Below are 20,016 nucleotides of genomic sequence, written 5' to 3' on the forward strand. Positions count from 1 at the left end.
TCAATTCGACCCGCGCTACTCCCGGATGTCGAGCGCGTGGCCGATGGGACTTGCAAATGTTTGCCAAGCCATGTCCGGCGGTGCTGCAAACCTGCTCAATCACTGATTTTAGTCAATCCTGGAGCGTACGCGCGGGTCGTTACAGTCCAGTGTTCTTGTGGCTGTGACCGCTGTGGGTTCTCGCTCGTTCCGGCAGATGGGTAGAATCGTTTCTTTTCCCTCGTTGAAGGAAGGCCAATGGCTCAGCCCTACAGTGCGCGCAGTCGTGCGATCGAACCGTTCCATGTGATGGCGTTGCTGGCGCGAGCCAATGAATTGCAGGCCGCCGGCCACGACGTGATCCACCTGGAAATCGGCGAACCGGACTTCACCACCGCCGAGCCGATCATCCGCGCCGGCCAGCAAGCCCTGACGGCGGGGAAAACCCGCTACACCGCGGCCCGTGGCATTCCCGAACTGCGCGAGGCGATTGCCGGTTTCTATCAAACGCGCTACGGCCTGAACATCGATCCTCGACGGATTCTCATCACCCCCGGCGGTTCCGGGGCGTTGCTGCTGGCCAGTGCGTTGCTGGTGGATCCGGGCAAACACTGGCTGCTGGCCGACCCCGGCTATCCTTGCAACCGACACTTTTTGCGGTTGGTCGAAGGCGCGGCACAGCTTGTACCGGTCGGCCCGGACGTTCGCTATCAACTGACGCCGGACCTGGTGGCGCGGCACTGGGATCACGACAGCGTCGGTGCGCTGGTTGCCTCGCCGGCCAACCCGACCGGCACGATTCTGACCCGCGATGAACTGGCCGGGTTATCCGCAGCCATCAAGGCGCGTCACGGGCATCTGGTGGTGGACGAGATCTATCACGGCCTGACTTACGGCACCGACGCCGCCAGTGTGCTGGAAGTGGACGACAGCGCTTTTGTCCTCAACAGTTTCTCCAAATATTTCGGCATGACCGGATGGCGTCTCGGCTGGTTGGTGGCGCCGGATGCCGCCGTCAGTGAACTGGAGAAGCTTGCGCAGAACCTCTACATCAGCGCACCAAGCATGGCCCAGCATGCGGCGCTGGCCTGTTTCGAGCCGGACACCATCGCGATTCTCGAAGAGCGCCGCGCCGAATTCGGCCGTCGCCGTGACTTCCTGCTGCCGGCATTGCGGGAGCTGGGCTTCAACATCGCCGTGGAGCCGGAAGGCGCGTTCTATTTGTATGCCGATATCAGCCAGTTCGGCGGCGATGCCTTCGCGTTCTGCCGGCACTTCCTCGAAACCGAACACGTGGCATTCACGCCGGGGCTGGATTTCGGCCGCTATCAGGCCGGTCATCACGTGCGCTTTGCCTACACGCAAAACCTCCCACGCCTACAGGAAGCGGTAGAGCGTATCGCCCGTGGCTTGAAGAGCTGGCAAGGCTGATGCGTTTTCATCCTCCGCTCGAAGAAGGCCGATTGATCCGCCGTTACAAGCGTTTTCTCGCCGATATCGAAACCGTTGGCGGCGAATTGCTGACCATTCACTGCCCGAACACCGGCTCGATGCTCAATTGCCAGGTCGAGGGCGGCCAGGTCTGGTTCAGCCGCTCCAATGATCCGAAGCGCAAGCTACCCGGCACCTGGGAGGTCGGCGAAACCCCGCAGGGACGGCTGTTTTGCGTCAACACCGGACGCGCCAACGCACTGGTCGAAGAGGCCTTGCAGGCCGGCGTCATCAGTGAGCTGAACGGTTTTACCGGGCTCAAGCGTGAAGTGGCGTACGGGCAGGAAAAGAGCCGGATCGATTTTCGCCTCGACTACCCGACGGGCTCGGCCTACGTGGAAGTGAAAAGCGTCACTCTCGGTTTTGACGGCACGGCGATTGCGGCATTTCCCGATGCAGTGACCCAGCGCGGCGCCAAGCATTTGCGTGAGCTGGCGCATCTGGCCCGGGACGGGATTCGCGCGGTGCAGTTGTACTGCGTCAATCTCACGGGTGTCGAAGCGGTGCGCCCGGCCGAGGAAATCGACTCGGCCTATGCCGCTGCGCTGCGGGAGGCGGTGGCGTGCGGGGTCGAGGTCCTGGCGTACGGCGTGCGGTTGAGCCATGAAGAGATGGTGATCGACCGGCGGCTGGACGTGCTGCTCAACGGTTAAACGTCGATCCACAGCCCTTGCACGTCTTCACGGCAAGGGATGGCCGTCAGCGATTGTCCGGCGCAGGGGCCGGCGACGCATTCACCGTCCTCGATCAGAAACAGTGCGCCGTGGGTGGCACACTGGATCAGGCTGTTGCTGGGGTCGAGAAACTGGTCGGGATGCCATTCCAGACCGACGCCCCGATGCGGACAGCGATTGAGATAGACATACGCCTGCCCCGCGCGGCGCACGGCCAACAGTTTTTTCCCGTCGATATCGAAACCGCGGCTGCCGCCCTCAACCAGATCGGCGCCCGCGCAAAGAAACTTCATGGCTATCCTCAAGTGTCGGCTCGTGTCCGGATATGTCCGAGCTTGACGTTCAAATGCAAACAATTATCAAATGGCCGCCTTCGCCCGTGGCGAGGTGATCGCTGCCGAGGATACTTGGCCTGCCGTTCCGATGCCCGGGAAAACCTTTCAAGGAAGCTGTCTATGCGCCTGAGTACCCGCGTTGCCGTGCTGTGTGCCGGACTTTTGGTCAGCCACCAGGCTGCAGCGGCCGAGTTGCCGCAACGTTGGGTCAGCGCCGGCGGTGCGTTGTCGGAGTGGGTCAGTGCGCTGGGCGGCGAGGCCAAACTGGTGGGCGTCGACACCACCAGCCAGCATCCCGAGTCTCTCAAGTCGCGGCCGAGCATCGGCTATCAGCGCAGCCTGTCGGCCGAAGGCATCCTCAGCTTGCGCCCGGACATCCTGATCGGCACCGAAGAAATGGGCCCGCCGCCGGTGATCTCCCAGGTTCGCAGCGCCAAGGTGCAGGTGGAATTGTTCTCGGCTCAGCCGGATCTGCCGACACTGGAGAAAAACGTTACTCATCTGGGGCAGTTGCTGGGCGCCGAAACTCAGGCGACTCAGCTGCTGCAAAGTTATCAACAGCAACTCGATGCTCAGAAGGCACGTGTGGTTGCGGTGCAATCAAAGCAGAAAGCACCGGGCGTGCTGTTGCTGCTCGGCCATGCCGGCGGCAAACCGCTGATCGCCGGCAAGGACACCGCCGCCGATTGGCTGCTGCAACAGGCGGGCGGGCATAACCTCGCGACCCACACCGGTTACAAGCCGTTTTCCGTGGAGTCACTGGCCAGTCTTGATCCTGAAGTGCTGGTGTTCGCTGACCGTGCGCTGAACGGTGAGGCGGCAAAAGCGGCGTTGTTCAAGGAAAACCCGATCCTCAATTCCAGCCGTGCGGCCAAGACCGGACGGGTGCTGGAGCTGGATCCGACGCTGCTGGTGGGCGGGCTCGGGCCGCGTTTGCCGGCTGCGCTGAAGACTCTGACTGACGGTTTCTATCCGGCCAAGAGCGGCCAATGACCACGCTGGTCAAACCCCGTGGCTTGTTCATCGGCCTGATCCTGCTGTGTCTGCTGGCGATCTGGCTGTCGCTGGCATTGGGGCCGGTAAGCCTGCCGTTGTTCGATACCTTGCGCGCTGCATTGCGCATGATTGGTGTGCCGCTGGCGCCGGACGGGCTGGAACAGGCTGAACTGATTCTCGGGCAGATTCGTCTGCCGCGTACGTTGCTCGGGCTGGCAGTCGGCGGTGTGCTGGCGCTGTCCGGGGTGGCGATGCAGGGGTTGTTTCGTAATCCTTTGGCCGATCCGGGGTTGGTCGGCGTCTCGAGCGGCGCGGCGTTGGGCGCGGCGGTGGCGATTGTCGGTGGTTCGTTTTTTGGCGGATTGCCGGAGTGGTTCGGGCCTTATCTGCTGTCGGTTTGCGCGTTTCTCGGTGGCCTTGGCGTAACGGCGTTGGTCTATCGACTCGGCCGTCGCAACGGGCAGACCAATGTGGCGACCATGTTGCTGGCAGGTATCGCCCTGACGGCTTTGGCCAGTTCGGCAGTGGGGTTGTTTACCTATCTGGCCGACGACGCCACATTGCGCACGTTGACGTTCTGGAACCTGGGCAGCCTCAACGGCGCGAGCTATGCGCGGTTGTGGCCGCTGCTGATCATCACTGCCGGTGTTGCGCTTTGGCTTCCACGTCGGGCGAAGGCGCTCAATGCGTTGCTGCTCGGCGAATCGGAAGCCGGGCATCTGGGAATCGATGTCGAACGGCTCAAGCGCGAGTTGGTGTTTTGCACGGCGCTGGGTGTCGGTGCGGCGGTGGCGGCGGCAGGAATGATCGGTTTTGTCGGGCTGGTGGTGCCGCATCTGGTGCGCTTGCTCGCCGGGCCGGATCACCGGGTGTTGCTGCCGGCATCGGTGCTGGCCGGGGCCAGTCTGTTGCTGTTGGCGGATCTGGTTGCGCGGCTGGCGCTGGCGCCGGCGGAGCTGCCGATCGGCATCGTCACCGCGTTCATCGGTGCGCCGTTCTTCCTTTATCTGCTGCTGCGAGGGCGTGCCTGATGCTGCGTGCGCACAATCTGCACATCCGCCGTGGCCGCAAGACCGTTCTGGCCGACGTCAGCCTGCAACTCGAACCGGGCGAAGTGCTTGGCGTGCTGGGGCCCAATGGCGCCGGCAAAAGCACTTTGCTCGGCGCGTTGTGCGGTGAGCTGAGCGCACACGAAGGGGAGGTGCTGCTGGACGGTGAGGCATTGAGCCATTGGGGCGGCACTCAGCGCGCTCAGCGGCTGGCGGTGTTGCCGCAGGTATCGACCCTGGATTTTGCCTTTCGCGTTGAAGAAGTGGTCGGCATGGGGCGTCTGCCTTATCAGAGCGGGCGGGTGCGCGACGACGAAATTGTCGTTGCCGCTTTGCGGGCGGCGGATGCCGGGCATCTGAGCGGTCGCAGTTATCTGGCGCTGTCCGGCGGCGAGCGTCAACGCGTGCATCTGGCGCGAGTGCTGGCGCAACTCTGGCCGGGGCGGGCGGGGCAGACTCTGCTGCTTGATGAGCCGACCTCGATGCTTGATCCATTGCATCAACACACGACGCTGCAAGCAGTGCGCGAATTTGCCGATCGCGGCGCGGCGGTGCTGGTGATCCTGCATGATCTGAATCTGGCGGCGCGCTATTGTGATCGCATCCTGCTACTGGAAGGCGGGCGGCCGGTCGCACTGGATTCCCCGCAACAGGTATTGCGCCCGGAATCGCTGAAGGCGGTTTTCGGTCTGGAAGTGCTGGTGCAACCGCACCCGGAGCGCGGGCATCCGCTGATCATCGCCCGCTGATTTCGTCATCGAGGTGAGTGTATGCGCGGGATTTTGCTGTTGGCGGTGTTGTGGCTTGCGGGTTGCCAGCATGTTGCGGCGCCGCCGGTCGTGGGCGAGATCCGTGATCTGCGCAGCGGCGAGCATCTGACGGCGCAGCAATTACTGGCTCGGTTGAGCAGTCCATCGCAGGTGATTATTGGCGAACAGCATGACAACGCCGATCACCATGCCATTCAATTGTGGTTGTTGCAGAACCTCGAAGAAGCGCGGCCCCAAGGCAGTCTCCTGTTGGAAATGCTGACCCCCGATCAACAGTCGCGTGTCGATGACGTGCGCCATGCCGCAACGTCACCGGCCGATCTTCCTGCTGCATTGGCCTGGCAGGACGGTTGGGACTGGAATCTCTACGGACCGATTGTGCGGTTCGCCCTGACGCAATCCTGGCCGTTGCTGGCGGCGAACCTCGATAACATCGAAATCCGTGCGTTCTATCGCGATCCTCCGGTTCTGAGCGGTGAGCGCAGCAATGCCAAATCTGTGAAAGAGACGCTGTTGGAGCAGATCGGCGATTCTCACTGCGGCTTGCTGCCGTCATCACAAATGCCGGCGATGCTGGCCGTTCAGCAACAACGGGATCGGCGCATGGCTTCGCGGTTGCTGGCAGCGCCTGCGCCTGCCTTGTTATTGGCGGGTGCGTATCACGCGCGCAAGGATGTCGGTGTGCCGCTGCATGTGCTGGATCTGGGCGCGCCGCAAGCGCCGACGGTGTTGATGCTGGCGGAGCAGGGCAGTGGGGTTACGGCGGCGATGGCTGATTATGTCTGGCTCACCCCAGCCACGCCGAAACCGGATTATTGCGCGCAGATGCGTAAGCAGTTCGGCAAGCAATGACTTTTCCACAGGCAAAAAAAGACCCGGTAAAAACCGGGTCAAATAACCGTGATTAGCCTGATGAGGAGATAATCTGAGAGTCCGAACCAAGGGCTTTTCAGAATATCGACTGATCTCGCGATCAGTTGTGATAATAATAGCGATTCTCATTAGCGAGTCAACTGCTGTTTTTTCATTTCTGTCGTTTTGTCCCGGCAATGGCGTAAACGCCCGGTGAATAGGGGCTTCAGTTCTGGCTGTTAAATCCCGTGAGCTGCTTGTTGAGCTGGTCGATACGCCGCGCCATGCTTTCGATCAGGCTGTGGGCGATTTTCGGATTGGTGCGGGTCATGCTCAGAAACTGATCGCCGGGAATCAGCATCACCGTGCTCGCCTCCCGGGCAATCACCGTCGCATTGCGCGGTTCACCTGTGAACACAGCCATCGCGCCGAAGATCTCATCCTTGGGCACATCGCCTACCTTGTGCCCATTAACAAAGGCTTCGGCGTGTCCTTCGATAATCACGAATACATGGTCAGCGACATCGCCCTGGCGTATCAGAACGTCTCCGGCCTCGAAACGCTTGAACCCATTGGTGCTGCGAAACTCACGTGGCTTGAACTCGGCAACGGCGTGGGCCAGCAGCGCCATTTGCCCCAGCAGGTAGCGCAGAAACTGCTCCGAGCGAGATGAATCGGAATACACATGTTGAAACAAATCGCTTCGACGATAGGGCAGTAAAGTCAGCGGGTTTTCCGTGTATAGCGTGCAATCCGCCCATTCCGGCCCCTGCTGCAGGCCGATCAAATCTCCTTCATGCCAATAGAAAAGACCGCGACCGCCCAGTCGGCCAGTGATGACACCTTGCGTGAGCAAGAACAGCTGGTCGTCCGGCAAACGTGTCAGCAAATCATCCGTGGCTTCCAGTTCCAGCGTCGGCCCGCACGGCGCCAAGGCTTCGAGCCATTGCGCAGGCAAGCTCTGCAAGTGGTTGATCAATGCATCGGCCTGGGCCGATTGTTCCCCGAGCAGGTACATGGCGGTCAGTGCCCGTCAGTTCTTGTGGCGAGAGGAAATGGCTTCCAATTGCTTGTTCAGCGCATCCTTGCGTTCGGCGGGAATGTCGTTCCAGTGCACATCCATCAGCGCCCCTTCGATCGCGTACAACAACACCTTCGACGCCCGGAACCCGCGGGTACGCACGGCCCGGTAGGCATCCACCGCGCCCAGGCGACGCAAGTCGGAGGCGCTATGGATGCCCACGGCATGCAGCCATTGCGCCGACGTCTTGCCAAGATTCTTCAGGTGTTGCAGTTCATCATTCATCAAGCCTCCTTGCGACGGCCGAATGGTGCGTGGGCGAGCTTCTCAGGAGTGTAGCCATCAGTAGGAAAAGCGTGGTTGTTTGGTCGGATTCGACGCAAACGCTTCTAAGAAACGTCAGTTTTTCGCTGATGAATCAGCACGGAGCAGGGCGAGGGGGAATTACCAATAGCACGCAGTCCAGCGCAAAGCGGGGGCGCTGGACGGTTCAGGTTTTTAAAAGCTTCAGCGAGTGCGATAACGCAGGCGCGTACCGAAATTCATCGACATCAGGATTTCGTCGGCACTCAGCTCCGGCGGGAAGTAGGCCCCGGAAATCTGCGCGTGGGCCAGGCTTGCGCCCTCCAGCGAAGCGTTGCGAAAGTCGATGCCGCGCAGGTCGGCGGAACGAAAGTAGGCGTCCCGGAAATCCACGCCATCGGCGTTCAGTTCGCGCAGGTCGAGACCACGGAAGTCGCCGCCGACCATATCGATCGGGCCGTCTTTCGGCCGTTCATTGTTGAAACCTGTGATGTCGTCTTTGTGCAGCAAGGCATAAAGCGGGGTGTCGAGAAGTTTCGGCTGGCTCATGTCAAATCACCTGTTGGTTTTATGACGCCAGTATAGTGCCACTATTTGACGGCCGTGAAGCGAGCGAGGGCTTCACGGCCGAAATAGTTTCTTACAGGCCTGGCAGGCGCTGGCGGATCTGCGCCACAACGGTGTCCAGGGTGCCGGATTCATTGGTCTGCACGCGTTTGCTGCGCAGGATTTCTTCCGGAGTCAGGGCTTCGCGATTGGCCTGTTGGGCTTTGATCACGGCGAGGGTCGCGTCGGACGGATCCTTCTTGTCCTCCTGACGAATCGCCAGCCAGCTCTCGATCACTGCCTGCGGAGCATTGCAGTCGAGGATCAGGAATGGCGCGCCAGTGGCTTCGGCAACCTTGGCGGCGTTGTCGCGTTGGTCGCGCTTGAGGTAAGTGGCGTCGATCACCACCGGGAAACCGGCGTGCAGGATCACTTCGGCGATTTCATGCAGACGAGCATAAGTCGCGGTGCTGGCATCGGCGCTGTAGATCCCGGCCTGAACATCATTGGCAACGGTTTGCTCGCCGAACAGACGTTTGCGCTCGACATCGGAACGCAGACGGATCGCGCCCAGCGCTTCGACCAGACGCATGGCCACGTGGCTTTTGCCTACAGCGGACACGCCGTGGGTAATCGCCATGAAGCGCGAAGGAATGGTGCTGTAGCTTTCCGCCAGGTTGGCGTAGTTGCGGTACTGGCGCAGGGTGGTGGCGCGCTGCACCGGCGTCGCATCGGCCGGCATGCTGAACAGTGCAACCTTCGCACGCACCAGGGCGCGGTAAGCCTTGTAAAAGTTCAGCACTTCCAGGCCTTGATAGTCGCCGGTCAGTTCCAGGTATTGGCTGATGAAGCGACGGGCGAGGGATTTCAGGCCACGGTCTTCCAGGTCCATTGCCAGGAAACCGGTGTCGGCCCAGACGTCGGTGAAGCGGAACGGTTCGTTGAATTCGATGCAGTCGAAGATCACGACTTTGCCGTCGATCAGCGTCGCGTTGCCCAAGTGAATGTCTCCGTGGCACTCGCGAGTGAAGCCGTCGGCCTTGCGCTGGGCGAACAGCGGCTTGAGGCGATCGAAGCTGCTTTCAGCCCATGCTTGCAGAGCGTCGAGTTGCAGCAGATCGTTCTTGTCGCTGAGGAAAGGCAGGATCTGTTCGAAGTTCTGGCGCACCGGCGCCATCACGCTGTCAGGCGTGCCGGCATCGTGCTCGGTCGGGACTTTCGGCGCGTTGAGGTGGAAGCGGGCGATCTGCTCGGCCATCGCGTCGATGTGCGCGGTGGTCAGCTCGCCGTTGGCTTGCAGGGTGCTGAGCAGGCCGGTCTGCGGGAACTGGCGCATTTTCAGCACGTATTCGATGGCCGGGCCTTCGCCACCCAATTGCGGGGCTTCGGCGCTGCCGGTCACTGGAATCACTTCCAGATACAAATCTTCGGTCAGGCGCTGGTTCAGGCGCAGCTCTTCACCGCAGAAGTGCTCGCGGGAGTCGAGGCTGGTGAAGTCGAGGAATCCGAAATTCACCGGCTTCTTCACTTTATAGGCGTAGGGACCGGTGAGCAGCACCCACGAAATATGGGTTTCGATGACCTGGAACCCTTCGACGGGATGCGGGTAGAGGGCCGGGTTTTGCAGGGCAGCGATCAGGGACTGGCTCACGGACGATCCTTCAGAGACTGGGGGAAATTCAAGGCGCTCATTATGGCCGCTCGCCAGCCCGACGCAAACCTCGGAGCGCTCCTGTTGAGTATGAATAAAGTGCGTATAATCCGCCGCCATGACTCGTACTCGATCCCCCCGTACCCCTAAAAAACCAGCTTCCCGGGGCCTGCGCCCATGGTTGGGCTGGGCCCTTAAACTCAGTCTGGTCGGCCTTGTGGTGCTGGCCGGCTTCGCCGTTTACCTCGATGCCGTGGTGCAGGAGAAGTTCTCCGGCAAGCGCTGGACCATCCCGGCCAAGGTGTATGCGCGCCCGCTTGAGCTGTTCGTCGGACAAAAGCTGAGCAAGGACGATTTCCTCACCGAACTCGATGCCCTGGGCTATCGCCGCGAAGCCGTGAGCAACGGTCCCGGCGCGGCGGCGGTCAATGGCAACACGGTTGATCTGAATACCCGTGGCTTCCAGTTCTATGAAGGCCTCGAGAAACCGCAGCCGGTGCGCGTGCGTTTCTCCGGCGATTACGTGGCCGAACTCTCGGCGACCAACGGTTCGAAGCTCTCCGTGGTACGCCTGGAGCCGCTGATGATCGGCGGTATCTACCCGAAAAATCTTGAAGACCGGATTCTGATCAAGCTCGATCAGGTGCCGCCGTACCTGCTGGAAACCCTGGTCGCCGTGGAAGACCGGGATTTCTACAGCCACTGGGGCGTATCGCCGAAATCGATTGCCCGCGCAGTCTGGGTCAACACCTCTGGCGGCAAGATGACTCAGGGTGGCAGTACGCTGACCCAGCAACTGGTCAAGAACTTCTACCTCACCAACGAACGCAGCCTGACCCGCAAGCTCACCGAAGCGATGATGGCGATGCTGCTCGAGCTGCATTACGACAAAAAGGAAATCCTCGAGGCTTACCTCAACGAAGTCTTTGTCGGTCAGGACGGTCAGCGAGCGGTGCACGGTTTCGGTCTGGCCAGCCAGTTTTTCTTTGCCCAGCCTTTGTCTGAGCTGAAGCTGCACCAGGTCGCGCTGTTGGTCGGGATGGTCAAAGGTCCGTCCTATTACAACCCGCGCCGCAATCCGGAGCGGGCGCTGGAGCGACGCAATCTGGTGCTCGATGTGCTTGAGCAGCAGGGTGTCGCCTCCGCCGAGCAGGTGGCTGCCGCGAAGAAAATGCCGCTGGGCGTAACCACGCGCGGCAAGCTGGCCGACAGTTCGTTTCCGGGCTTCATCGATCTGGTCAAACGCCAGTTGCGTGAAGACTACCGCGACGAAGACTTGACCGAAGAAGGCCTGCGGATTTTCACCAGCTTCGATCCGATCCTGCAGATGAAAGCCGAAGCGTCGGTCAACGACACCTTCAAGCGTCTGTCCGGTCGCAAGGGTTCCGACGACGTGGAAGCGGCGATGGTCGTGACCAATCCGGAAACCGGTGAAGTCCAGGCCATGATCGGCAGCCGTCAGGCGAGTTTTGCCGGGTTCAACCGGGCACTGGATGCGGTGCGGCCGATTGGCTCGCTGATCAAGCCGGCGGTTTATCTGACGGCGCTGGAGAAACCGAGCCAGTACACGTTGACCAGTTGGCTGTCGGACGAGCCGCTTTCAATCAAGGGTGCGGATGGTCAGGTCTGGAAACCGCAGAACTATGACCGTCGCTCCCACGGTACGGTGTTCCTGTATCAGGGGCTGGCACATTCCTACAACCTGTCGACCTCGCGTCTCGGTCTGGCGGTCGGTGTTCCGAATGTCCTCAAGACGCTGGGTCGCCTGGGCGTGACCCGCGAGTTTCCGGCGTTCCCTTCGATGCTGCTCGGTGCGGGCGGCATGACCCCGATTGAAGTCGCGACCATGTACCAGACGCTGGCCAACGGTGGTTTCAATACGCCGATGCGCGGGATCCGTAGCGTGCTGACTGCCGACGGCGAGCCGCTCAAGCGTTATCCGTTCCAGATCGAGCAGCGTTTCGATCCGGCCTCTATCTACCTGATCCAGAACGCCATGCAGCGGGTCATGCGTGAAGGTACTGGCAGTTCGGTTTATAACGTGTTGCCAAGAACCCTGACACTGGCGGGCAAGACCGGCACCAGTAACGATTCGCGCGACAGCTGGTTCGCCGGCTTCAGCCAGGATCTGCTGGCGGTGGTGTGGCTCGGCCGTGACGACAACGGCAAGACGCCGTTCACCGGGGCCACCGGTGCGTTGCAGGTCTGGACCAGTTTCATGCGCAAGGCCGATCCGCTGCCGCTGGACATGCCGCAGCCGGATAACGTGGTGCAGGCCTGGGTCGATTCGCGTACCGGCCAAGGCTCCGATGCCAACTGTCCGGGCGCCGTGCAGATGCCGTATATTCGCGGCAGCGAACCGCCACCCGGCGCCTCTTGCGCGAGCGAAAGCCCGGCCTCGGGCGAGTCGGTGATGGATTGGGTCAAGGGCTGGATGAATTAAGCAAAGAGGGTTTCAAGTGAACAAGTGGTTGATTCCAGCGGTGACCGCCGTGGCTTTGCTCAGCGGCTGCTCCACCGTACAGCGTGGTTCGATCCCGGTCGTGGATTCCGGCACCGCCGTGTCCAACAGCGAGCGCATTTCGGCCAATGGCGGTTTCCGTCAAACGACGGTGAAACGTCCTGCACAGGCCCAGACCCAGGCGATCCCGCAAGGCGATACCGGTGTGGTGGTGATGGTGCCGGGCGGCGCAGCGGCTTCGGCGCCGATCAGCACTTCGCCGATCGTTCCGGGCCCGGCGTCGGGTGGCATCACACCGGGGCCGTACAACCCGTCGGCGGTCGAGTCGGCGCCGATCAGCTCCGGCAGCTACAGCATGCCTTCGACGCCGAGCGGCATTCCATCGGCCAGCAGCGGCGGCGGTCTGTCTGCCGATGAACAACTGGACGGCCCGGTTCTCGCCCTGTTGACCACTGCGCAACAGCAGCAGGCCGGTGGCGACCTCAACGGCGCGTCCTCCAGCCTGGAACGCGCCCAGCGTGTAGCGCCGCGCGAGCCGCAAGTGCTTTACCGTCTGGCGCAGGTGCGCATGGCCCAGGGCGATGCGCCACAAGCCGAGCAGACCGCTCGTCGCGCACTGACCATGGCCAATGGTCGTCCGGACTTGCAGGCCAGTCTGTGGGAATTGATCGCTCAGGCGCGTGAGAAACAAGGTGATTCCGCCGGCGCCACCCTGGCCCGTCAGAAGGCCAAGGTTTCGCTGTGATGGACAGTCGTTTCTCCAAAGTCGCCGATCAATTGCTGTTGATCGAGCGCGAACTGCGCGCCCAGGGCTGGTGGGATGACGTCCAGCCCTCGGTCGAAGCCCTGAGCAGCGTCGAGCCGTTTTCGGTCGACACGCTTGATTTCGAGCAGTGGCTGCAATGGATCTTCCTGCCGCGGATGAAGATGATCCTCGAACAGGATCTGCCGTTGCCCAATGCTTCGGGCATTCAGGAAATGGCCGAGATGGTTTTTGCCCAACGCAACCTGCAGGGCAAGGATCGGCAGCTTCAGGTGTTGCTCAAAGAGTTCGACCTGCTGATCACCGCTTCACGCTGAGCCGGGAGCTGCCAGTCGTCACTGGCAGTTTTCCGCTATCTGTTTCTTTGCCTCTTCAGTACGCTGCTGGCGCTGGTCGTCGCTCAGCCGCCGCAGTTCTCCCTCCACCTCCTCCCTCAAGCGCGGATTGTTCTGCAGTTGCGCGAGATTCGTGCGCGCCTGTTCGCAAAATGCCTTGAGTTGATTCTGTTGTTCGGCCACTTGCTTCTTGACCTTGTCATCGATGGCTTTCTGATCGCCCAGCGCGCCGCTGCCAGGTAATGCGGCAGGTATTGGTGCGGGAGAGGAGGGTGTCTTAACGGCGGTGGACGACTGCCCTTGTGGTGGCTGTTGGTCGAAATGGGTGACGCCTTGGGCGTCGACCCATTTGTAGATCTGAGCGGCCATGCACCATGGGCTGGCGCCGATTAGCAGAGTTAAGAGAAGCGTTCGCATGCTGATTCCTTGGCAAAACTGCGCAATTGAAGCTAACAGAGTAGCGGTTTCCAGGTTTTTTCTTGCGTTCTCATGTGCTTACCCACAATTAAGCACATAGACGGCTTGACTTGCAGAGGGCGAAACAGAAGAATCCAAAGTCCGCTGTACAGGGACTGCCAGAAGCAGACCCTCTCGGCAGATCATGAGGCGCATATCCGCGTCGACCTGTTACACCCGCAACGCGTTACCTCGCGCTGGGTGGGAAAGGCCCGCAACACTTGGGACGATCCCAATACTTGCTCAGTCAGTGCTGACGTAGTCGGCGACCACCGTCGCTCATGCTCTGCCGAGAAGTAAACCTATTAAGACCCGTTCGCCTTTTTGTGGACGGTATTCTGGCGTTTTAGAGGTGAACAACGTGGAGCTTTTATCTGGCGGTGAGATGCTCGTCCGCTTTTTGCGTGACGAAGGCGTCAAATATATCTACGGGTACCCGGGTGGTGCTCTCCTTCATGTTTACGATGCCCTGTTCAAAGAACCGGAAGTGACCCACATCCTGGTTCGTCACGAACAAGCGGCTACCCATATGGCTGACGGCTACGCCCGTGCCACCGGTAAAGCCGGCGTGGTATTGGTGACTTCCGGTCCAGGCGCCACAAACGCCATCACCGGTATCGCCACTGCCTATATGGATTCGATTCCAATGGTGATCATTTCCGGTCAGGTGCCAAGCACCATGGTCGGCACCGATGCGTTCCAGGAAACCGACATGATCGGTATCTCCCGGCCGATCGTGAAGCACAGCTTCATGATCAAGCACGCCTCGGAAATCCCGGAAGTCATGAAGAAGGCCTTCTACCTGGCGCAATCCGGTCGTCCGGGCCCGGTCGTGGTCGATATCCCGAAAGACATGACCAACCCGGCCGAGAAGTTCGAATACATCTTCCCGAAGAAAGCCAAACTGCGTTCCTACAGCCCGGCCGTTCGCGGTCACTCCGGGCAAATCCGCAAGGCGGCAGAAATGCTCCTGGCGGCCAAGCGTCCCGTGCTGTACTCCGGCGGTGGTGTGATTCTCGGCAACGGCTCCGCGCCGCTGACCGAACTGGCGCAAATGCTCAACCTGCCGGTTACCAATACCTTGATGGGCCTGGGTGCCTATCCTGGCACTGACCGTCAGTTCATCGGCATGCTCGGCATGCACGGCAGCTATACCGCGAACCTTGCGATGCACCATGCCGACGTGATCCTGGCGGTCGGTGCGCGTTTCGACGATCGTGTGATCAACGGCGCGCCGAAGTTCTGCCCGAACGCCAAGATCATTCACATCGACATCGACCCGGCTTCGATTTCCAAGACCATCAAGGCCGACGTGCCAATCGTTGGTCCGGTGGACAGCGTCCTGACTGAAATGGTCGCGATCCTCAAGGAAATCGGCGAAACCCCGAACAAGGAAGCGGTCGCCAGCTGGTGGAAGCAGGTTGACGAGTGGCGCGGTGATCGCGGCCTGTTCCCTTACGACAAGGGCGACGGCAGCAAGATCAAGCCACAGACCGTAATCGAAACCCTGTGCGAAGTGACCAAGGGCGACGCCTTTGTGACTTCCGACGTGGGCCAGCACCAGATGTTTGCTGCGCAGTACTACAAGTTCAACAAGCCGAACCGCTGGATCAACTCCGGTGGCCTGGGCACGATGGGCTTCGGTCTGCCGGCCGCGATGGGTATCGCTTTGAGCTTCCCCGACACCGATGTTGCGTGCGTCACCGGTGAAGGCAGTATCCAGATGAATATCCAGGAGCTGTCGACCTGCCTGCAATACGGTTTGCCGGTCAAGATCGTCATCCTGAACAACGGTGTTCTGGGCATGGTTCGTCAGTGGCAGGACATGAGTTACGGCAGCCGTCACTCCCACTCCTACATGGAATCCTTGCCTGACTTCGTCAAGCTGGCTGAAGCCTATGGCCACGTCGGCGTACGCATCACCGAATCGAAAGATTTGAAGTCGAAGATGGAAGAGGCGTTCGCCATGAAAGATCGCCTGGTCGTGATCGACATTTCGGTCGACACCAGCGAGCACGTCTATCCGATGCAGATCAAAGACGGCTCGATGCGCGATATGTGGCTGAGCAAGACGGAGCGTACCTAATCATGCGGCACATTATTTCCTTGCTTCTGGAAAACGAACCCGGTGCTTTGTCTCGCGTAGTCGGCCTGTTCTCGCAGCGCAACTACAACATCGAAAGCCTGACCGTGGCGCCAACCGAAGACCCGACCCTGTCGCGTCTGACGCTGACCACCGTCGGTCACGATGAAATCATCGAGCAGATCACCAAAAACCTGAACAAGCTGATCGAAGTGGTCAAGCTGGTGGACCTGTCGGAAAGCGCTCACATCGAGCGCGAACTGATGCTGGTCAAGGTCAAGGCCACTGGCGCCCAGCGCGCCGAGATCAAACGCACCACCGATATCTACCGTGGACAGATCGTCGACGTCAGCGCCAGCGTGTATACCGTTCAACTGACCGGTACCAGCGACAAGCTCGACAGCTTCATTCAGTCCATCGGCACCGCATCGATTCTGGAGACCGTCCGCAGTGGCGTCACCGGTATTGCCCGCGGCGACAAAGTACTCAGCATCTAAACCAAATTAGCGAATGGCCTGAACGGCCTGGATATAAAGGGGAAATTCATGAAAGTTTTCTACGATAAAGACTGCGACCTGTCGATCATCCAGGGCAAGAAAGTTGCCATCATCGGTTACGGCTCCCAGGGCCACGCCCAGGCGTGCAACCTGAAAGATTCCGGTGTCGACGTTACCGTCGGTCTGCGTAAAGGTTCGGCTACCGTTGCCAAGGCTGAAGCCCACGGCCTGAAAGTGACCGATGTGGCTGCCGCTGTTGCCGGTGCCGACCTGGTCATGATCCTGACCCCGGACGAGTTCCAGTCCCAGCTGTACAAGAACGAAATCGAGCCGAACATCAAGAAAGGCGCCACCCTGGCCTTCTCCCACGGCTTCGCGATTCACTACAACCAGGTTGTTCCGCGTGCCGACCTCGACGTGATCATGATCGCGCCGAAAGCCCCGGGCCATACCGTACGTTCCGAGTTCGTGAAGGGCGGCGGTATCCCTGACCTGATCGCGATCTACCAGGACGCCTCGGGCAACGCCAAGAACGTCGCGCTGTCCTACGCCGCCGGCGTGGGTGGCGGTCGTACCGGCATCATCGAAACCACCTTCAAGGACGAGACCGAAACCGACCTGTTCGGCGAACAAGCCGTTCTGTGCGGCGGTACCGTTGAACTGGTAAAAGCCGGTTTCGAAACTCTGGTTGAAGCTGGCTACGCGCCGGAAATGGCCTACTTCGAGTGCCTGCACGAACTGAAGTTGATCGTTGACCTCATGTACGAAGGCGGTATCGCCAACATGAACTACTCGATCTCCAACAACGCTGAGTACGGCGAATACGTGACTGGTCCGGAAGTGATCAACGCCGAATCCCGTCAGGCCATGCGCAACGCCCTGAAACGTATTCAGGACGGCGAATACGCCAAAATGTTCATCAGCGAAGGCGCAACCGGCTACCCTTCGATGACCGCCAAGCGTCGTAACAACGCCGCTCACGGTATCGAAATCATCGGCGAGCAGCTGCGCTCCATGATGCCGTGGATCGGTGCCAACAAGATCGTCGACAAAGCCAAAAACTAAGTCGTCGAACCTTGTATGAAAAAACGCGGCCTCGGCCGCGTTTTTTCGTATGGGCGGGCGGTTCTGGTATAAAGCTGCATCGTTTGTGGCCGAACCGTCGTCCCAGACACCTGTCGAAAATGTCCAATCCGTTGCAAGGTACTGTCCATGAGCGAACGTCCCGAAGAGCCGAACCAGGCTTCAGACGCCGAAAGCCTGCTGCCCATCGATGAGCACATCGAAGAAGGGCATGACGCAGAAGGCCGTAAAGTCCGGCATCGCGGTATCTATCTTCTGCCGAATCTGTTCACCACTGCGAATCTGTTCGCGGGGTTCTATTCCATCATCAACTCGATGAGTGCCCAGGCTGCCTTGAGTGCCGGGGACGCGGCGAATGCGAGCAAGTATTTCGCCTTTGCCGCCATCGCGATTTTCGTCGCCATGGTGCTCGACGGCCTTGATGGTCGCGTGGCACGCATGACGAATACCCAAAGTGCGTTCGGTGCCGAGTACGACTCGTTGTCGGACATGGTTGCTTTCGGTGTCGCGCCGGCGCTTCTGGCTTTCGGCTGGGCACTGGGTGACATGGGCAAGGTCGGCTGGATGGTTGCCTTCATCTATGTGGCGGGTGCGGCGTTGCGTCTGGCGCGTTTCAACACTCAGGTGGGGACCGCCGACAAGCGCTACTTCATCGGTCTTGCCAGCCCGGCGGCTGCCGGTGTGGTTGCGGGGATTGTCTGGGCGTTCAGCGATTACGGGATCCAGGGTTCGAAGATGTCATTCCTGGTTGCGCTGATGGTGGCCGCCGCCGGCATGCTGATGGTCAGCAACATCAAGTACAACAGCTTCAAGGAGCTGGATCTGAAGGGGCGCGTGCCTTTCGTGGCGATTCTGGCGGTGGTGCTGGTGTTTGCCGTGGTGTTCAGCGATCCGCCTCGCATTCTGCTGCTGGTGTTCCTCGCTTATGCCGCGTCGGGCCCGGTGCAGTATCTGTTGCATCTTCGTCGTCACAAACACGCCGAGTGATGTAATTTCCCTCATACTCCGCAGTCTATGGTGCATCTGTCCTCCAAAGCTGCGGAGTTGCCATGCTGATCAAAGTCCCCAAAGCGTCCGACTGCCATGAGTCGGACGTCACGCCTGAATCCATTTATCTCTCTCGCCGACAATTGCTCGGAGCAACTGCGGCCGGGTTGGCCATGAGCAGTCTGCCGCGCTGGGCCAGTGCCGAAGAGGCCGCCCGCTATGCCGATGTCGAAGCCGGAAAGGCGCCCGCCTGGTTTGCCGAGAAACTGCCTTCTGTCAAATGGGGAGCGGTGAACGTCAAGGATGAGGCGATCACACCTTTCAAAGACGCGACCCATTACAACAACTTCTATGAATTCGGTACCGACAAGGGCGACCCGGCGGCCAATGCCGGGTCGTTGAAAACCGAACCGTGGAGTGTTGTCGTGGACGGGGAGGTGGGTAAGCCCGGGCGTTATGCTCTGGAAGACTTCATGAAACCTTACCAGCTGGAAGAGCGCATCTACCGTCTTCGTTGTGTCGAAGCGTGGTCGATGGTGATTCCCTGGATCGGTTTCCCCATCTCGGCGTTGTTGAAGCAGGTAGAGCCCACTTCCAATGCCAAATACATTCGCTTCGAAACCTTGCAGGATCCCAAGAGCATGCCCGGACAGCGTTCGGGATTTGCCCTGATCGACTGGCCCTATGTTGAAGGTTTGCGCCTGGATGAGGCGATGAATCCCTTGGCGATTCTTGCGGTAGGTATGTATGGCCGCGAATTGCCAAATCAGAACGGTGCGCCTTTGCGTCTGGTGGTGCCCTGGAAGTACGGATTCAAGAGCGTCAAATCCATCGTGCGGATCAGTCTGGTCAGCGAGCAGCCAAAGACGACCTGGCAGAGCATTGCGGCGGATGAGTACGGGTTTTATGCGAATGTGAACCCTACGGTCGACCATCCACGTTGGACCCAGGCGCGGGAGAGGCGGTTGCCCAACAGCCTGTTCAAGCCGAATGTGCGTGATACGCAGATGTTCAACGGCTATGCGGACGAGGTCGCTTCTTTATATACAGGGCTCGATCTGCGGAAGAACTATTGATGCGATATCCGATCTGGCGCGTAGGTGTTTTCCTGGCTGCGGCGATCTGGCCGCTGTTCTGGTTCTATCAGGCTTTTGCGGATCTGCTTGGACCCGATCCGGGGAAAGTCCTGGTTGATCGGCTAGGGCTTGGGACATTGGTATTGCTGTTGATCACCCTGAGTATGACGCCGCTGCAGAAACTTACGGGGTGGGCCGGGTGGATTGCCGTGCGCCGTCAGTTGGGGCTCTGGTGTTTTGCCTATGTGGTTCTGCATCTTTGCAGCTATATGGCGTTCATTCTCGGTTTCGACTGGTCGCAACTGGGTGTCGAGCTGCGCAAGCGTCCCTACATCATTGTGGGTGCTCTGGGTTTTCTGGGATTGTTGGCATTGGCGGTTACCTCCAACCGATACAGCCAGCGCCGTTTAGGTACCCGCTGGAAGAAGCTGCACCGGTTGGTGTATGTGATTCTCGGGTTGGGATTGCTGCATATGTTGTGGATCGTGCGCGCCGATCTTAAGGAGTGGGCAGTCTATGCCTTTATAGGTGTTTTCCTTTTGGCGCTGCGGATTCCTCCCTTGACCCGCCGGATCCCGCGTTTGATGGGTAAAAAGCAGGTTTTTCAG

The 20,016-nt window shown here is 60.0% G+C and carries 21 protein-coding genes; 15 read left to right on the forward strand and 6 right to left on the reverse strand.

The annotated features are described in order from the left end of the window. Positions 1 to 237: 237 nt before the first annotated feature. Positions 238 to 1,410, forward strand: a complete 1,173-nt coding sequence (locus tag ACM6JM_RS27200) for a pyridoxal phosphate-dependent aminotransferase (RefSeq protein WP_210710596.1) — start codon at positions 238 to 240, stop codon at positions 1,408 to 1,410. Further along, complete coding sequence (gene sfsA, locus ACM6JM_RS27205; protein WP_039771629.1) at positions 1,410 to 2,123, forward strand: DNA/RNA nuclease SfsA; 714 nt, start codon at positions 1,410 to 1,412, stop codon at positions 2,121 to 2,123. Before ACM6JM_RS27200 ends, sfsA begins: the two co-directional genes overlap by 1 nt. Here sfsA and ACM6JM_RS27210 read toward each other — a convergent pair. Beyond that, positions 2,120 to 2,437: a Rieske (2Fe-2S) protein gene (locus ACM6JM_RS27210; RefSeq protein ID WP_039771628.1), complete on the reverse strand. Its 318-nt coding sequence runs from the start codon at positions 2,435 to 2,437 to the stop codon at positions 2,120 to 2,122. The genes sfsA and ACM6JM_RS27210 overlap by 4 nt on opposite strands. 162 nt (positions 2,438 to 2,599) lie before the next feature. Here ACM6JM_RS27210 and ACM6JM_RS27215 point away from each other — a divergent pair, with 162 nt between their 5' ends. From ACM6JM_RS27215 to ACM6JM_RS27230, 4 genes are read left to right on the forward strand one after another with little or no spacing between them, the layout of a single operon-like run. Continuing rightward, entirely contained in the window at positions 2,600 to 3,472 is an 873-nt protein-coding gene (locus ACM6JM_RS27215) for a heme/hemin ABC transporter substrate-binding protein (RefSeq protein WP_414882780.1), read from the forward strand. Positions 3,473 to 3,522: 50 nt separating this feature from the next. Beyond that, a complete protein-coding gene (locus tag ACM6JM_RS27220) occupies positions 3,523 to 4,506 on the forward strand; it encodes a FecCD family ABC transporter permease (RefSeq protein ID WP_170928972.1) in 984 nt (327 codons plus the stop codon). Beyond that, the gene (locus tag ACM6JM_RS27225; protein WP_103385438.1) at positions 4,506 to 5,273 is read left to right on the forward strand and encodes a heme ABC transporter ATP-binding protein; all 768 of its coding nucleotides are present in this window, start codon (positions 4,506 to 4,508) and stop codon (positions 5,271 to 5,273) included. The genes ACM6JM_RS27220 and ACM6JM_RS27225 overlap by 1 nt, the downstream gene beginning before the upstream one ends. Before the next feature lie 21 nt (positions 5,274 to 5,294). Continuing rightward, entirely contained in the window at positions 5,295 to 6,146 is an 852-nt protein-coding gene (locus tag ACM6JM_RS27230; protein ID WP_414882781.1) for a ChaN family lipoprotein, read from the forward strand. Positions 6,147 to 6,372: 226 nt separating this feature from the next. On the opposite strand, the gene ACM6JM_RS27235 is transcribed toward ACM6JM_RS27230, so the two are convergent. The 4 genes from ACM6JM_RS27235 to ACM6JM_RS27250 all read right to left on the reverse strand — a co-directional run bounded on the left by ACM6JM_RS27235 (position 6,373) and on the right by ACM6JM_RS27250 (position 9,667). Further along, positions 6,373 to 7,164 (reverse strand): Crp/Fnr family transcriptional regulator, encoded by a 792-nt coding sequence (locus tag ACM6JM_RS27235; protein ID WP_414882782.1) that lies wholly within the window; start codon positions 7,162 to 7,164, stop codon positions 6,373 to 6,375. 15 nt (positions 7,165 to 7,179) lie between these two features. After that, positions 7,180 to 7,452 (reverse strand): TfoX/Sxy family protein, encoded by a 273-nt coding sequence (locus tag ACM6JM_RS27240; protein WP_003228231.1) that lies wholly within the window; start codon positions 7,450 to 7,452, stop codon positions 7,180 to 7,182. Positions 7,453 to 7,674: 222 nt separating this feature from the next. Continuing rightward, positions 7,675 to 8,019 carry a pentapeptide repeat-containing protein gene (locus tag ACM6JM_RS27245; RefSeq protein WP_007959639.1) on the reverse strand — a complete coding sequence of 115 codons (345 nt, stop codon included), beginning with the start codon at positions 8,017 to 8,019 and terminating at the stop codon, positions 7,675 to 7,677. A 91-nt stretch (positions 8,020 to 8,110) separates the two neighbouring features. Continuing rightward, the gene (locus ACM6JM_RS27250) at positions 8,111 to 9,667 is read right to left on the reverse strand and encodes an AAA family ATPase (RefSeq protein WP_103385435.1); all 1,557 of its coding nucleotides are present in this window, start codon (positions 9,665 to 9,667) and stop codon (positions 8,111 to 8,113) included. A 118-nt stretch (positions 9,668 to 9,785) separates the two neighbouring features. On the opposite strand from ACM6JM_RS27250, the gene mrcB reads away from it, so the two are divergent. The 3 genes from mrcB to ACM6JM_RS27265 are packed head-to-tail and all read left to right on the forward strand — an operon-like array spanning position 9,786 to position 13,208. Further along, entirely contained in the window at positions 9,786 to 12,110 is a 2,325-nt protein-coding gene (gene mrcB, locus ACM6JM_RS27255) for a penicillin-binding protein 1B (RefSeq protein WP_103385434.1), read from the forward strand. 16 nt (positions 12,111 to 12,126) lie between these two features. Further along, positions 12,127 to 12,873 carry a hypothetical protein gene (locus ACM6JM_RS27260; RefSeq protein WP_064599445.1) on the forward strand — a complete coding sequence of 249 codons (747 nt, stop codon included), beginning with the start codon at positions 12,127 to 12,129 and terminating at the stop codon, positions 12,871 to 12,873. Beyond that, complete coding sequence (locus ACM6JM_RS27265) at positions 12,873 to 13,208, forward strand: YqcC family protein (protein ID WP_064599443.1); 336 nt, start codon at positions 12,873 to 12,875, stop codon at positions 13,206 to 13,208. The genes ACM6JM_RS27260 and ACM6JM_RS27265 overlap by 1 nt, the downstream gene beginning before the upstream one ends. An 18-nt stretch (positions 13,209 to 13,226) precedes the next feature. Here ACM6JM_RS27265 and ACM6JM_RS27270 read toward each other — a convergent pair whose 3' ends face one another. Next, the gene (locus ACM6JM_RS27270; protein WP_039771610.1) at positions 13,227 to 13,643 is read right to left on the reverse strand and encodes a DUF4124 domain-containing protein; all 417 of its coding nucleotides are present in this window, start codon (positions 13,641 to 13,643) and stop codon (positions 13,227 to 13,229) included. A gap of 400 nt (positions 13,644 to 14,043) precedes the next feature. Between ACM6JM_RS27270 and ACM6JM_RS27275 the strand changes: the two genes are divergently transcribed. The 6 genes from ACM6JM_RS27275 to msrQ all read left to right on the forward strand — a co-directional run. After that, positions 14,044 to 15,768, forward strand: a complete 1,725-nt coding sequence (locus ACM6JM_RS27275; protein ID WP_039771990.1) for an acetolactate synthase 3 large subunit — start codon at positions 14,044 to 14,046, stop codon at positions 15,766 to 15,768. Between the two features lie 2 nt (positions 15,769 to 15,770). Beyond that, positions 15,771 to 16,262, forward strand: coding sequence for an acetolactate synthase small subunit (ilvN, locus tag ACM6JM_RS27280; protein WP_003205610.1), 492 nt, complete (start codon positions 15,771 to 15,773; stop codon positions 16,260 to 16,262). 48 nt (positions 16,263 to 16,310) lie between these two features. After that, a complete protein-coding gene (ilvC, locus tag ACM6JM_RS27285) occupies positions 16,311 to 17,327 on the forward strand; it encodes a ketol-acid reductoisomerase (protein WP_007959661.1) in 1,017 nt (338 codons plus the stop codon). A gap of 147 nt (positions 17,328 to 17,474) precedes the next feature. Continuing rightward, positions 17,475 to 18,332 (forward strand): CDP-diacylglycerol--serine O-phosphatidyltransferase, encoded by an 858-nt coding sequence (pssA, locus tag ACM6JM_RS27290; protein ID WP_039771608.1) that lies wholly within the window; start codon positions 17,475 to 17,477, stop codon positions 18,330 to 18,332. Between the two features lie 62 nt (positions 18,333 to 18,394). After that, a complete protein-coding gene (gene msrP / locus ACM6JM_RS27295; RefSeq protein WP_039771607.1) occupies positions 18,395 to 19,408 on the forward strand; it encodes a protein-methionine-sulfoxide reductase catalytic subunit MsrP in 1,014 nt (337 codons plus the stop codon). Next, positions 19,408 to 20,016 (forward strand): protein-methionine-sulfoxide reductase heme-binding subunit MsrQ (gene msrQ, locus ACM6JM_RS27300; protein ID WP_414882783.1); only part of this gene is annotated, 609 nt, incomplete at its 3' end. The genes msrP and msrQ, both read left to right, overlap by 1 nt.

The sequence above is a fragment of the Pseudomonas sp. IT-P2 genome (genome assembly GCF_949767575.1).
Lineage (GTDB): Bacteria > Pseudomonadota > Gammaproteobacteria > Pseudomonadales > Pseudomonadaceae > Aquipseudomonas > Aquipseudomonas pharyngis.